Source organism: Streptomyces sp. NPDC049687, assembly GCF_044465285.1.
Taxonomy (GTDB): domain Bacteria; phylum Actinomycetota; class Actinomycetes; order Streptomycetales; family Streptomycetaceae; genus Streptomyces.
Map to the genome: position 1 here is coordinate 435791 of NZ_JBITLN010000008.1, position 12735 is coordinate 448525.

Genomic DNA, 12735 nt, shown 5'->3' on the forward strand with positions numbered 1-12735 from the left:
GCCGTGCCAGGCGCACGCGAGCAGATTCGATCCCTTGTCCTATCCGGCGACACCTTCGACCAACCCCCCGTCGAACTGCGAGAGTTGCAGTTGGAGGCCGCCCGGGAGACCTTCACCCTCCACCGCGAGCGGGTTCCGCTGCTGCGCACCCGGGCGGCGGAGACCGGCGTGGAGGAGGTCACCGGCCTCGACGACCTCGTACCGCTGCTCTTCTCGCACACCAGCTACAAGTCCTACCCCGTCTCCCTCATCACCGCCGGCCGCTGGGACCGGCTCCTGCGCTGGTACACGACCGTGTCGGCGGTCGAACCCGGTGACGTCGACATGGACGGCGTCCGCGACATCGACGAGTGGACCGACCGCATCACCGCCGCCGGCCACCGCCCGTACATCACCAGCGGCACCTCCGGGAAGGTCTCCTTCCTCAACTGCGACGCCAGTGACCTGAGTTTCCTGCACGACATCCTGGAGCACCTCACCTGCTGGCCCGACCCCCTGCCCCCGAAACCCACCCGCCGCGGCTATCTGCTCGCACCCGCGAGCGGCCCGATGCGCTCCATCGACGGCTTCCGGTGGCACGCCGACGTCTTCGCGCAACCCGGCGAGACCCGGCTGCTCACCGAGGACGCGATGAGGGTGTCCGAGCTGATGAGCAGCGCGCTGCTGCGCCGCCGGATCGCGGAGGGCGCCGCCACCCCACAGGAGATCAGCTCCTTCGAGACCGCCTCCGAGTCCCGCGAGGGGGAACTCGGCGCGGCCATGGCCCAGATCGTCGACGACATCGCCGCGCACCGCGACGAGCCGCTGCTGATCGCCGGCATGAACAACCAGCAGTTCACCCTCATCCAGGCCCTGCGCGCCCGCGGCGTGCCGGACGGGAGCCTGCACCCGGACACACTGGTGCTCAGCGGCGGCGGCAACAAGGGCCGCGCCCTGCCCGACGACTACCAGCAGCAGCTCACCGCCTTCTACGACGGTGTACGCCGCGTACGCAGCTACGGCATGACCGAGCTCCAGGGCTCCTGCCTCGCCTGCGAGCAGGACAACTACCACGTGCCGCCCTGGGTGATCCCCCTGGTGCTGGACGAGCCCGGTGAGAAGCTGCTCAACCCCGGATACGGCGTCGTCGAGGGACGGTTCGCGTTCCTCGACGTCTCCCTGGAGGGCCGCTGGGGCGGGCTGATCAGCGGCGACCGGGTCTTCGTGGACTTCTCGCCGTGCGCCTGCGGCCGCCCGGGACCGGCGGTCCTGCCGGACATCCGGCGCTACGGCGACCTCGGCGGCGACGACAAGATCACCTGCGCCGCGACACTCGACTCCTATGTGCGGGGGATGATCCACTGATGAGCGGTACGACACTCGACGGCACCGCGGCCGCCCCCGTGACCGTGGTCCACGTGATCCGCGGCGAGGCCGACCAGAGCACCCCCGTCGACCTCGGCCGGTTCACCGCGCCGGCCCTCGACCTGGACCGCCTCGTATGGCCCCGCACCGAACCCGGCCCCGCCTTCCACGTTCCCGTGGCGGAGATCGTCGACCTGCTGGTGGAGACCGGCGAGGCGCTCAAGGCGGACCGCGGCGGCCTGCTCGCCGAAGCCCTGGAACGGATGGTCCCGGTCAGCCCGCTGCCCGCGGAGGTGCTGGAGCGCGCCTACGCCGTGCTGTGGCGCAGCTTCCAACGCCCCGGCCTGTACGCCCAGATCGACCACGAACTCGGCGGCGCGGACGTGCTCGACGGCTGGCGCGAGGTACGCCTGCCCGACGACCGGATCGCGGCCACCCGCGCGTTCCCGCCCCGCCTGGTGCACATCATCGCCGGCAACGCACCCGGAGTCGCCGCGATGTCCGTCGTGCGCGGCGCGCTCACCAAGGGCGTCAACCTCCTCAAACTGCCCTCGAACGACCTGTTCACCGCGACCGCGATCCTGCGCACCATGGCCGCGGTCGCCCCCGGGCACCCGGTCGTGCGGTCGTTCTCCGCGGCGTACTGGCGCGGCGGCGACGAGGCGGTGGAGAGCGTGCTGTTCCGCCCGCAGTTCTTCGACAAGTTGGTCGCCTGGGGCGGCGAGGCCACCATCCGCAGCGCGCTGAAGTACGTCGGCCCGGGGTTCGAGCTCGTTTCCTTCGACCCCAAGACCTCCATCTCGATGATCGGGCGCGAGGCCTTCGCGTCCGAGGAGAGCCTGGCCCGGGCGGCCGACGCGGGCGCCGCCGACGCCACCTTCTTCAACCAGCAGGCCTGCGTGGCCAGCCGCTTCCAGTTCGTCGAGGGATCCTGGGAGGACGCCGACCGCTACGCCGCCCTGCTGTGCGAACGCCTGGGCGTGGCAAGGGAGTTCAGCTCAGCCGGCGGCCCACGGGTCGCCGCGGAACTGCGCGAGGAGATCGACGTCCTGCGGTCCATGGAACCCGAGTACCGGGTGTGGGGCGGCTACGACGGCCAGGGCCTGGTCATCCGCTCACCGGAACCCGTGGACTTCCACCCCGACGGGAAGATCGTCGACGTGGTCCCGGTCGCCACCCTGTCCGAAGCCGTCACCCATGCCGGGGTCGCCACCCAGACGGTCGGCGTGTACCCCGACACCCGCAAGGCGGAACTGCGCGACGCCCTCGCCTGCGCCGGCGTGCAGCGGGTGGTCTCCCTCGGCAGGGCGGGCGGCATGCCACCGGGTCTGTCGCACGACGGCTTCTACCCGCTGCAACGGCTCATGCGGTGGGTGAACGACGAGTGACGGCTTCGACCGCGGCTAACGCCGGGTCTGTGTAGCGAACGGTGGAACTCAGGCGGTTTTGTTCACCGGCGTGCGGCGGTGAGTCGGCCGTCGAAGGCGATGTCGAATGCTTGGAGCGCGGCCTTCCAGCGCATAGTCCAGCGTTTGCTTCGGGTGCCGGTCGGGTCCAGGCTCATGACGGCCAGGTAGACACATTTGAGGGCGGCCTGGTCAGTGGGGAAGTGCCCCGGGCCCGGACGGCCTTGCGGATCTCCACGTCGAATTGGAGGAAGGGCACGAACTCCGCCCAGGCCGCTTGAGCTCGCCCTCCAGCGCGGATTCCGACACCCGATCGGTCAGCTGCTGCAGGAGGCCACCCTCCCCGGTGAGCTTCACGTCACCGGCCTGAGCCCGGGCAACCACTCGGCGACCAGCCCGTCATGGTCGTGAGTGGTTCTGCTCGACGCCTGCCTGTTCGCGGCCCATCGGGCGGCGATCCGGGCGCGGGAGGAGGAACCGGGCCGGTCAGGATGCGGGTGAGGTGCTGACAGGCGAAGCCGACCCCACCGGATCTCATCACACGATGTCGGGCGCCTCCGCGTCGCGGGTGTGTGGCAGGCGCAGGGTGAAGACCGTCTCCGTGTCCGGGGTGCTGGTCACCGAGACCGTGCCGCCGTGGGCCTCGGCGAGCTGACGGACGATGGCCAGCCCCAGACCGCTGCCGCCGGTCTGGCGGCTGCGGGACTTGTCGGCGCGCCAGAAGCGGTCGAAGACGCGGGGCAGGTCGTCGGCGGCGATCCCGGTGCCGGTGTCGGCGACCTCGATCAGGACCTGGTCGTCGGCGCGGCGGCAGCGCAGGGTGACGGCGCCTCCGGGCGGGGTGTGCCGGATCGCGTTGGAGAGCAGGTTGCCGATGGTCTGCCGCAGACGCGCGGGGTCGGCGTTCAGGATCGGGGTGTCCTCGATGCGGGTGGTGAGCGTGACGCCGGCGGTTTCGGCCCGGCCGAGGTGGGCGGCGGCCACCTGGTCGAGGAGTTCCGGCAGACGCAGCGGTTCGGGGTGCAGCCGGAGCCGGCCGACGTCGGCCTGTGCCAGGTCCTGGAGGTCGTCGACGATGTGCTGGAGCAGCAGGGCCTCCTCCAGCAGGGAGGCGACGAACGCCTCGTCGGAGGCGGCCAGGCCGTCCTGGGCCGCCTCGAGCCAGCTGCGGATGGTGCTGAGCGGGGTGCGCAGTTCATGGGCGACGTCGCTGACCATGGCCTTGCGCCGGCCCTCCACTCGCTCGCGGCGCTCCGCCAGGTCGTTGAAGGCGGCGGCGAGACGACCGATCTCGTCGTCGGTGGTCACCGGTACCCGCAGGTGCTGCTGCGACGGGCGGCGGGCCGCGTCGGTCAGTGCCCGCAGGGGCCTGACCAGCCGGGTGCCGACGGTGACGGTCACGGCCACGGTAAGGAGGAGCACCAGAGCGGCGACGCCGGCGACCCGGACGGTGCCGGCCCGGGAGAGGTCGAAGCCGGGCGCGGCCGATCCGGCCGGGGCGGTGACGAACAGCAGCGCGGGCGGGGCGACGTGGCGGGCGAGCTGCTCGCGGCGGGCGGTGTCGACGCACCGTTGCACGGCCTCGTTGGCGACTCCGACGGGGGTGAAGCCGAGACCGATCGTCACGGGGGCCAGGTGCTGCCGTTTCACGCAGGCGCCGACCAGGGCGTTGAGCCGGTCGAGCGCCCGCTTCTCGGTGAGTGTGGGGGAATCGAGGGTGTACAGGGCGCACGCCTCGCCGATCTTCCGGCGGAGTTCGTTGTCGGCGGTGATGACGAGGGAGGGCCTGCCGCTCGGCGTTTCCGTGACCCGGGCGGTGGAACCGATGACGTTGCGCAAGCAGGGCTGCAGCGTCCCCACGAGGTCCAGCAGTTCCTGGCGCTCGGCTCGCGGCAGTCGGTACGGGCCGACCGCGCGCGGGTCGATACCGTCCGCCTTGACGCCGGGCAGCAGCGCCGGGTCGGCCCGCAGGGGGTCGACGAGCGCCGAGGCTCTCGTGGGGAGCGCGGCGGCGGAACCGGACGCGGCGATGGGCCGGCGGCCCTGGGTGGTCAGGGTGATGTGGCGCCCGGTCCGCTCGGTCAGCCGGTTCAGGGTGGGGGTCACCGCGGACCAGTCGGGGTGGCCGGCGGCGTAGCCGATGAGCGTGTCGTAGATCTGGGCGTCGTCGGCGAGGACCTGTCCCTGTTCCCGCTGGATGGCGCTGGTGGTGGTGCGGGCGGCGAGCCAGGCGGTGGCGGCGACCGAGCACACGGCGATGAGGATCGACGTCGCCAGCAGCCGGACCAGCAGACTCCGCCGCAACGGCACCCTTCCGTCGCCCCTGCCGCTGCCTTCGGGTGTCGCCGTCGTCTCAGCGCCCACGAGTGCCGTCGGTGAGGCGGTAGCCGACCCCGAACACCGTCTGCAGGTAGACCGGCTGCCGGGGAACCGGCTCGATCTTCTTGCGGAGGTTCAGGACGTGCACGTCGATGGTGCGTTCGGTGATGTAACGGTCGTCCCCCCGCGTCCGGGCCAGTAACTGACGCCGGGTGAAGACCCGTTCCGGTTCGGCGGCCATCGTCGCGAGGACGTCGAACTCACCCGGGGTGCACTCCACTCGTCTGCCCTCGACCTCGACGACGCGGCGCACGGGGTCGACGGCGAGGGCACCCACCCGGAGGACGGGGTCGTGCGCCGCCGCGCCGGACGGCCGGGTCCGCCGTAGCAAGCTGCGGATGCGTGCCATCAGCTCGCGGGGGCTGTAGGGCTTGGTCAGGTAGTCGTCGGCGCCGAGGTCCAGGCCGAGCAGCAGGTCCTCCTCGGTGCTGCGGGCGGTCAGCATCAGCACCGGCAGGTCGCTCTCGCGCCGCAGGATGCGGCACACGTCCAGACCGTCGACGACCGGCATCATCACATCGAGGACCAGCAGGTCGGGCCGGTGGCGGCGCACCTCGTCGAGCGCCGCGCGCCCGTCATGGACGAGCAGGGCGGTGTGGCCCTCACTCTCCAGGTAGCGGCGGATCACCTCGGCCTGTTTGGTGTCGTCCTCGGCCACGAGGACACGGGCGCTCATGGGGGTCAGACTAAGGGCGGCGAGAGGAGAGGAGACGGCTTTCTGACGGCGCCCTGACAGGATCTTCATATCGGCGGCCCATGGTCTGCGCCATGTTGAACCTCTTCAATCGTGCCGCGGTGGCCACCTCCCTCGCCGCGACCGGTCTCGTCGTCCTCACCGCCTGCGGGAGCGGCGACGCGGACGAGAACCGTCAGGGCGAGGTCGCCTCGATCACCACCCCGGCGGCGGGCGGTGGTTCGGCCAAGCCGAGCGCCGATCCCGACGCGGGCCGCCCGCAGATCCGGCTGGACAGTACGCAGGACGAGATCAACCGCATGTACGACGCCTGGACCACCTGTCTCAAGGACCACGGGGTGGAGAAGAAGTACAAGACCTCCCCGAACGCCGCCGGCGTGAAGGCCTGCAGGGGGAAGGAACCGCTCGATCCGCCGGAGCTGGACCCGGCCAAGAACCCGGACTACAGCGACGACGTGCGGATCATGGTGAAGTGCATGAACGAGCACGGCATCAAGAGCGTGGTCATGCAGGAGGGCTGGGGTCTGGAGGACGGAGCCGACCTCAACGCCCCGAACTACGACGAAGTCCTGACGGCCTGTCAGGTGAAGGCGTTCGATGGAGACGAGTGACGACACCGGGGCCCGCCGTCGGCCGGGCGGACGGCGGGCGGTCCTCGGGGCGGTGGCACTGGCGGTCGTCGTGGCGGGCGCGTCGACCGTGACCGCGTGGCAGAACCGCGACGGGAAGCCGGACACCGTGGGCGCCGACGCCGTGCGGGTCGCGACCGCCGTCGTGACCAGAAGCGACCTGTCCAACGCCCAGACGCTGGACGGGACCCTCGGCTACGGCCGGACGACGACGGTGAAGGGCGGCAGGACCGGCCTGATCACCTGGCTGCCGGCGCCGGGGACCACGGTGCGGAGGGGTGAGCCGCTGTACCGGGTGGACAACGTTCCGGTGCCGGTCTTCTACGGCAGCACGCCGCTGTACCGGACCCTGGAGGCTGAGGGCACCACCGGCCCGGACGTGAAGACGGTGGCCGACAACCTCAGGGCACTCGGCTACGACATGGGGGTACAGCCACCGGTGGGCACGTGGATCACCCCGCGACCGGTCGCGCCGGACGCGTCGTCGGGGCAGCCGGCCACGGGGGCCACGGCGGGCTCCCCGGGCTCGGCGGGGTCGGCGGGCTCCGCGGGCCCGGGGACGGCGAGCACCCCGGCGGACGCAGCCCCGTCCGCCCCCTCCTCGCCCACGGCGCCCGTCCGGGTCAAGCGCGGCGACGCTGTCCTGACCGCCGGTCTCATCGCCGCCGTCAAGCGGTGGCAGACCGCGGTCGGCATGCCGTCCACCGGCGTTCTGGGCGTCGGCGACATCTCGGTGCTCTCCGGAGCCGTGCGGGTCGACGGCGTACAGGCGCAGCTCGCCGACGCGGCCGACGGGAATCTGATGACGGTGACGTCCACCGCCAAGTCCGTGACCGTCTCGGTGGACCCGGGCGAGACGGGCTCGATGAGACGGGGCGATGAGGTGACGGTGATCCTGCCCGACGATTCCACGGCCCGGGGCACCATCGCCTCCGTCGGCGCCACCGTCCGGGCCGGCGACGCGTCGAGCGGCGACGACACCTCCGGGCAACCCCGGCTGACCGTCGGCATCGCCCTGCGCGACTCCGCGGCGGTGCGCGGACTCAACTCCGCCCCCGTGCAGGTGAAGTTCACGTCCGAGACCCGCAAGAGCGTGCTCACCGTGCCCATCGGCGCCCTGCTGGCCCTGCGCGAGGGCGGCTACGCGGTCCGGTTGCCGGGCGGCCGTCTGGTGGCGGTGAGGACCGGGATGTTCTCCAAGGGCGTGGTGGAGATCAGCGGCGACGGCATCAGCGCCGGGACCAAGGTGGTGACGACCTCGTGAGCGCGCGCCCGGTCCTGGCGGTGCGCGGCGCGAGCATGGTGTACCCGGGCGGGGTCACGGCGCTCCACGACGTCTCGCTCACCGTCGAGCAGGGCGAACTGCTCGGCATCGTGGGCCCGTCCGGGTCCGGCAAGTCGACCCTGCTGAACATCATGGGCACGCTGGACCGGCCGACCAGCGGCACCGTGGAGATCGGCGGCCAGGACGTCGCGCGGCTCTCCGACCGCAGGCTGTCGGCGTTGCGGGGCCGTCGACTCGGTTTCGTCTTCCAGCAGTTCCATCTCAGCGACGGGCTGACCGCCGCCGAGAACGTCGCCACCGGTCTGCTGTACGCCGGGGTGCCGCGCGGCAGGCGTCGCGCGCTGGCCCTGGAGGCGCTCGACCGGGTGGGCCTCGCCCGCCGGGCCCGGCATCTGCCGCAGCAGCTCTCCGGCGGTGAGCGGCAGCGGGTGGGCATCGCCCGTGCGCTGGTGAACCGGCCCGTCCTGGTGCTCGCGGACGAGCCCACGGGCGCACTGGACACCGCCAACGGCGTGGCCGTACTCGATCTGCTGACCACGTTGAACCGCGAGGGGACCACCATCGCGGTCATCACCCACGACCGCGACATCGCGGCCCAGTTGCCCCGCCGGGTGGAGATCCGCGACGGCCGCCTCCGCTCCGACATCCGCACCGACGACGTCCCCGCCCGCACCGAAAGCTGGTCATGACCACCACATCCACGAGGTCGGCTGCCCGGGGCGCCGACAGCAGGCCGGTGCGGCTGGCACCGCTGGACGTCCTGGGCCTCGGGCTGCTGGGCATCCGCACCCGCAAGGTGCGGGCGGCCCTGTCCGCCCTCGGCATCTCGATCGGCATCGCCACCCTGATCGTCGTCACCGGGATCCCGGCGTCCAGTCAGAAGGCCCTGATGAGGGAACTCTCCGCGCTGGGCACCAACATGCTCCAGGCCGTGCCCGCCCGCCAGGACCCGCCGGTGCTGCTGCCGCCGGAATCGGTGGACATGGCCCGCCGGATCGGACCGGTCACGGTGGCCAGCGCGGTCGCCAACACCCATACGGAGGTCTTCCGCAACGACCGCCTCGGCGCCGCCGACTACACGGGCCTGACCGTCCTGGCCACCAGGCTCGACCTGCGCCAGGCGATCAACGCGCGGGTCGCCTCGGGCCGATTCCTCACCGCGGTTACGGAGAGGTTCCCCACCGCCGTCCTCGGGTCGGTCGCCGCCTCCCGTCTCGGCATCCCGAAGATCATCGCCGGGCAGCCCGCCCCGCAGATCTACATCGACCGCCACTGGTTCACGGTCATCGGCATCCTCGAGAAGACCCCGCTGTCACCGGACATCGACCGCTCGGTCCTGGTCGGCTGGGACGCCGCGCGCAGCGTGCTGGAGTTCGACGGCCACCCCACGGTGATCTACCTCAAGGCAAGGGAGTCGGAGATCGAGGCCGTACGCGACGTGCTGCCCGCCACCATCAACCCCGAACTGCCCGGCGTGGTCCAGGTCAGCCGCCCGTCCGACGCGCTGGCCGCCAAACGGGCCACCGAGAACACCTTCTCGGCGCTCTTCCTGGGACTCGCCGGGGTCGCCCTCCTCGTCGGCGGCATCGGAGTGGCCAACACCATGGTCGTCTCCGTCCTCGAACGCCGCCGGGAGATCGGCCTGCGCCGCGCCCTGGGTGCCAACCGGGGCCAGATACGCGCCCAGTTCCTCACCGAGTCGGTCGTCCTGTCGGCACTCGGCGGCCTGGCCGGCACCGTCCTGGGCACTCTGGCCACCGCCGCCTACGCCCTCCATCAGCACTGGCCGCCGGTCATCCCCCTCAGCTCGGTGACCGCCGGGTTCGGCGGCGCGGTCCTGATCGGCATGCTCGCCGGCGTGTACCCCTCCGTCCGAGCCGCCCGCCTGACCCCGACGGAGGCCCTGGCGACGACCTGATGAGGCCCATGGCCGGGCCGTGCCTCAGCAGGTCCGATGGACGTAGCCGTTCGCGCCCCTGGGCACCACCACCTCGTCACGGCGGACGATGCTCAGGGTGCCGCCCCGGCCGGAGCACGCCCGCGCCATGCCCTTCGCCGTGTACTCGACCACGAACACGTCGTCACCGAACGCCTCGGCGAACTCTCCGCACTCGTCCCACTCGGCGCACTCCTCCACCACGGCGAAGTCCAGGCCCACGGACCTGCGGTCGGAGACGAGTTCCACGGTGTTCTTCTGGGCGACGGCCAGGCCCTTGTCGTGGGTGTGCGCCGACAGCAGTCTCATCAGCGCCTCGGCCTGGCCGCCCTTGAGGTAGGCCGGGAAGCGGGTGAAAGAGTCGTAGTTGTCGGGCTCGACCGCCTTGTACCCCATACGGTGGGTTGTCGGGCTCGACCGCCTTGTACCCCATACGGTGCGTTTCGTCGAGTCCGGGCCGGGCGGCCGGGTCCTTGTCCAGGCAGCGTTCGGCGATGCTCCTCAGGGTGCGTCGACTCCGGAGAGGTCCGGCGCCGCGTCCGCTTTACCGGTCTGTGTACTTCTTGTCCATTCATCTCCGGCTCGCCCTTGCGCTGCGGCTTGCTCCACCTGGCCGTGGCCGGGTGCCGCTTCTGCTCGGCCCAGGCGTAGGCGACCGCCTCCGGGCCGCGGTCCTGGGCATGCGGACCGCCCGCCTGAAAGGCCATCACGAACGCCTGGCCGGTGGTGTGCTCGACAGCGTGCGCGATCTCGGGGCTCGCCGCGTTCAGCCGGGCGAGGATCTCCGCGGCCACCCCCGCACGGGCGTCGGCCCCGGCGTCGCGCCACGGACCGGTGGCGGCCTTCGCTGCGGCCGGCGCCTCCACCCGGAGCGACGCGGGGGTAGGTCACACCCAGCGGGAAGCCGTACGGGACGTCTCGGTCGCCCCTACCGCGCCGTGCCCCGGGTGGCCGGGGAGCTCGAAGTGTCCTCCCAGCCTCTCCCGGAAGGCGGCTTCTCCGCTCTTGGAGGCGTCCACACCGTACACCGACTTGCTGGGCGACTCGGGATACGCCGTCCAGTGGTCCCGGCCGGCGGTGGCGGCGACCGCCTGTTCCAGCAGCGTGCGACGGCGTGCGAAGAAATCAGGGCCGTTCGGCCTCTTGTGCGGCACGTGGTCCACCTCTTGACAGGCGCTGGTCTGGCTGAATTACTAGCCGTGCCGCACGCTAACCGAATGTTCGGTCGGGAGACAAGGTGGCGGAAATCATGACACAGATCACTCAGCGGAGTCCTTCCGAGGCGATGTTCGCGGCGGACGAGGCGTCCCGAGGGCTGGGCATCGAGCTGCTCGAGCACGGCCCGGGGAAGGCCGTGCTCCGCATGACGGTGACCCCGGAGATGGTGAACGGGATCGCCCATGGCGGCTTCGTGTTCCTGCTCGCCGACACCGCCTTCGCCTGCGCCTGCAACAGCCACGGCCCCGTGACCGTCGCGGCGGGCGCCGACATCACCTTCGTCGCCCCGGCGTACGAGGGCGACATGCTCGTGGCGACCGCCGAGGAACGCACCCGGTTCGGCCGCAGCGGCATCTATGACGTGAGCGTCCGGCGCGGCGAAGAGGTGATCGCGGAGTTCCGCGGACGAAGCCGCAACATCACCGGCACCACACCGCACTTGACCAGGGACACGACGGCGCGCCGGACGCCGGGCACGACCACGGAGGAGTCGCGATGAGCAGCGAGACGACGGCCATGGCGGCCCCCACGTCCCGCCTGGGGGAATCGCTCCCCCACCACCTGCTGGACGACGGCGAGCGCCTGACGCGGGAGCAGCTGAGAGAACTCCAGCTCGACCGCCTGCGATCGACGCTGCGACACGCCTACGACAACGTCGAGCTGTACCGGAAGAAATTCGACGAGGCCGGTGTGAATCCCTCCGACTGCCGGTCACTGGAGGACCTGGCCCGATTCCCCTTCACCACCAAGGCCGACCTGCGGGACACCTACCCCTTCGGCATGTTCGCCGTGCCGATGGCGGACGTGCGGCGCATCCACGCCTCCAGCGGCACCACCGGTCGCCCCACGGTCGTCGGCTACACCGACAACGACCTCTCCATGTGGGCGGACGTGACCGCCCGCTCCATACGCGCCGCCGGCGGCCGCCCCGGCCACAAGGCGCACATCTCCTACGGCTACGGGCTCTTCACCGGCGGCCTCGGCGCACACTACGGGGCCGAGCGGGCCGGCTGTACGGTGATCCCGGCCTCCGGCGGCATGACCGCACGCCAGGTGCAGATCATCCAGGACTTCCGGCCCGAGATCATCATGGTCACCCCGTCCTACATGCTCACCCTGCTCGAGGAGTTCGAGAAGCAGGGCATCGACCCACGAACCAGCTCCCTGAAGGTGGGCATCTTCGGGGCCGAGCCGTGGACGGAGGAGATGCGCCGCGAGATCGAGGAGCGCATGGACATCCACGCCGTCGACATCTACGGCCTGTCCGAGGTGATCGGACCCGGCGTCGCGCAGGAGTGCGTGGAGACCAAGGACGGCCTGCACGTGTGGGAGGACCATTTCTACCCCGAGGTGGTCGACCCGGTCACGGACACTGTGCTGGCGGAGGGTGAGGAGGGCGAGGTCGTCTTCACCTCACTCACCAAGGAGGCCCTGCCGATCATCCGCTACCGCACCCGCGATCTGACCCGGTTGCTGCCCGGCACGGCCCGGCCCGCCTTCCGCCGGATCCAGAAGGTCACCGGCCGCTGCGACGACATGATCATCCTGCGCGGGGTGAACGTCTTCCCCAGCCAGATCGAGGAGATCGTGCTGCGCGTGCCCGGAGTCGCCCCGCATTTCCAGATCCAGCTCACCGAGCGCGGCCGCATGGATCACATGGTCGTACGTGTCGAGGCCCGCCCTGGCGTCGGCCCTGAACAGCGCGAGGCCGCCGCCAAGGCGATCGGCCAGGGTGTCAAGGACGGCGTGGGTGTCACCGTCGAGGTGGCGATCGTCGACCCCGAGACCCTGGAGCGGTCCCTCGGCAAGCTCCGTCGCGTCAAAGATCTCCGGCAGCGATGACA

General features: G+C 71.4%; 12 protein-coding genes and 1 pseudogene. 8 read left to right on the forward strand and 5 right to left on the reverse strand.

The features are described 5' to 3' along the window. The first annotated feature begins 3 nt into the window (after nucleotides 1-3). The gene (locus ACIBVL_RS26000; protein WP_399100263.1) at nucleotides 4-1344 is read left to right on the forward strand and encodes a hypothetical protein; all 1341 of its coding nucleotides are present in this window, start codon (nucleotides 4-6) and stop codon (nucleotides 1342-1344) included. Continuing rightward, the gene (locus tag ACIBVL_RS26005) at nucleotides 1344-2732 is read left to right on the forward strand and encodes an acyl-CoA reductase (protein ID WP_399100265.1); all 1389 of its coding nucleotides are present in this window, start codon (nucleotides 1344-1346) and stop codon (nucleotides 2730-2732) included. Before ACIBVL_RS26000 ends, ACIBVL_RS26005 begins: the two co-directional genes overlap by 1 nt. A 62-nt stretch (nucleotides 2733-2794) precedes the next feature. Here ACIBVL_RS26005 and ACIBVL_RS26010 read toward each other — a convergent pair. The 3 genes and pseudogenes from ACIBVL_RS26010 to ACIBVL_RS26020 form a co-directional block, all read right to left on the reverse strand. After that, nucleotides 2795-3024: pseudogene (locus ACIBVL_RS26010) on the reverse strand (IS256 family transposase); the annotation flags it as partial. A 263-nt stretch (nucleotides 3025-3287) separates the two neighbouring features. Further along, nucleotides 3288-5114, reverse strand: a complete 1827-nt coding sequence (locus ACIBVL_RS26015) for an ATP-binding protein (RefSeq protein WP_399100267.1) — start codon at nucleotides 5112-5114, stop codon at nucleotides 3288-3290. Beyond that, nucleotides 5104-5805 (reverse strand): response regulator transcription factor, encoded by a 702-nt coding sequence (locus ACIBVL_RS26020; RefSeq protein WP_399100269.1) that lies wholly within the window; start codon nucleotides 5803-5805, stop codon nucleotides 5104-5106. The genes ACIBVL_RS26015 and ACIBVL_RS26020 overlap by 11 nt, the downstream gene beginning before the upstream one ends. Nucleotides 5806-5897: 92 nt before the next feature. Between ACIBVL_RS26020 and ACIBVL_RS26025 the strand changes: the two genes are divergently transcribed. From ACIBVL_RS26025 to ACIBVL_RS26040, 4 genes are read left to right on the forward strand one after another with little or no spacing between them, the layout of a single operon-like run. Beyond that, nucleotides 5898-6434: a hypothetical protein gene (locus ACIBVL_RS26025; RefSeq protein ID WP_399100271.1), complete on the forward strand. Its 537-nt coding sequence runs from the start codon at nucleotides 5898-5900 to the stop codon at nucleotides 6432-6434. Beyond that, nucleotides 6421-7716, forward strand: a complete 1296-nt coding sequence (locus tag ACIBVL_RS26030; protein ID WP_399100274.1) for a hypothetical protein — start codon at nucleotides 6421-6423, stop codon at nucleotides 7714-7716. The genes ACIBVL_RS26025 and ACIBVL_RS26030 overlap by 14 nt, the downstream gene beginning before the upstream one ends. 35 nt (nucleotides 7717-7751) lie before the next feature. Continuing rightward, nucleotides 7752-8426 carry an ABC transporter ATP-binding protein gene (locus ACIBVL_RS26035; RefSeq protein WP_399100426.1) on the forward strand — a complete coding sequence of 225 codons (675 nt, stop codon included), beginning with the start codon at nucleotides 7752-7754 and terminating at the stop codon, nucleotides 8424-8426. Further along, a complete protein-coding gene (locus tag ACIBVL_RS26040) occupies nucleotides 8423-9655 on the forward strand; it encodes an ABC transporter permease (RefSeq protein WP_399100276.1) in 1233 nt (410 codons plus the stop codon). The genes ACIBVL_RS26035 and ACIBVL_RS26040 overlap by 4 nt, the downstream gene beginning before the upstream one ends. 24 nt (nucleotides 9656-9679) lie before the next feature. On the opposite strand, the gene ACIBVL_RS26045 is transcribed toward ACIBVL_RS26040, so the two are convergent. Both ACIBVL_RS26045 and ACIBVL_RS26050 read right to left on the reverse strand, forming a co-directional pair. Next, entirely contained in the window at nucleotides 9680-10069 is a 390-nt protein-coding gene (locus ACIBVL_RS26045; protein WP_399100279.1) for an endo alpha-1,4 polygalactosaminidase, read from the reverse strand. A gap of 491 nt (nucleotides 10070-10560) precedes the next feature. Beyond that, on the reverse strand, nucleotides 10561-10827 hold the full coding sequence (locus ACIBVL_RS26050) for a hypothetical protein (protein WP_399100281.1): 267 nt from the start codon (nucleotides 10825-10827) through the stop codon (nucleotides 10561-10563). Nucleotides 10828-10922: 95 nt separating this feature from the next. On the opposite strand from ACIBVL_RS26050, the gene paaI reads away from it, so the two are divergent. Further along, nucleotides 10923-11390 carry a hydroxyphenylacetyl-CoA thioesterase PaaI gene (paaI, locus tag ACIBVL_RS26055; protein ID WP_399100283.1) on the forward strand — a complete coding sequence of 156 codons (468 nt, stop codon included), beginning with the start codon at nucleotides 10923-10925 and terminating at the stop codon, nucleotides 11388-11390. After that, nucleotides 11387-12733, forward strand: a complete 1347-nt coding sequence (gene paaK, locus ACIBVL_RS26060) for a phenylacetate--CoA ligase PaaK (protein ID WP_399100285.1) — start codon at nucleotides 11387-11389, stop codon at nucleotides 12731-12733. The genes paaI and paaK overlap by 4 nt, the downstream gene beginning before the upstream one ends. Nucleotides 12734-12735: the final 2 nt, after the last annotated feature.

Bases quoted from the DNA above. Each gene is read 5' to 3' on its own strand.
- ACIBVL_RS26025 (WP_399100271.1), top strand. From the start codon at position 5,898: ATGTTGAACCTCTTCAATCGTGCCGCGGTGGCCACCTCCCTCGCCGCG.
- ACIBVL_RS26005 (WP_399100265.1), top strand. From the start codon at position 1,344: ATGAGCGGTACGACACTCGACGGCACCGCGGCCGCCCCCGTGACCGTG.
- ACIBVL_RS26030 (WP_399100274.1), top strand. From the start codon at position 6,421: ATGGAGACGAGTGACGACACCGGGGCCCGCCGTCGGCCGGGCGGACGG.
- paaK (WP_399100285.1), top strand. From the start codon at position 11,387: ATGAGCAGCGAGACGACGGCCATGGCGGCCCCCACGTCCCGCCTGGGG.
- paaI (WP_399100283.1), top strand. From the start codon at position 10,923: ATGACACAGATCACTCAGCGGAGTCCTTCCGAGGCGATGTTCGCGGCG.
- ACIBVL_RS26035 (WP_399100426.1), top strand. From the start codon at position 7,752: ATGGTGTACCCGGGCGGGGTCACGGCGCTCCACGACGTCTCGCTCACC.
- ACIBVL_RS26020 (WP_399100269.1), bottom strand. From the start codon at position 5,805: ATGAGCGCCCGTGTCCTCGTGGCCGAGGACGACACCAAACAGGCCGAG.
- ACIBVL_RS26040 (WP_399100276.1), top strand. From the start codon at position 8,423: ATGACCACCACATCCACGAGGTCGGCTGCCCGGGGCGCCGACAGCAGG.
- ACIBVL_RS26045 (WP_399100279.1), bottom strand. From the start codon at position 10,069: ATGGGGTACAAGGCGGTCGAGCCCGACAACTACGACTCTTTCACCCGC.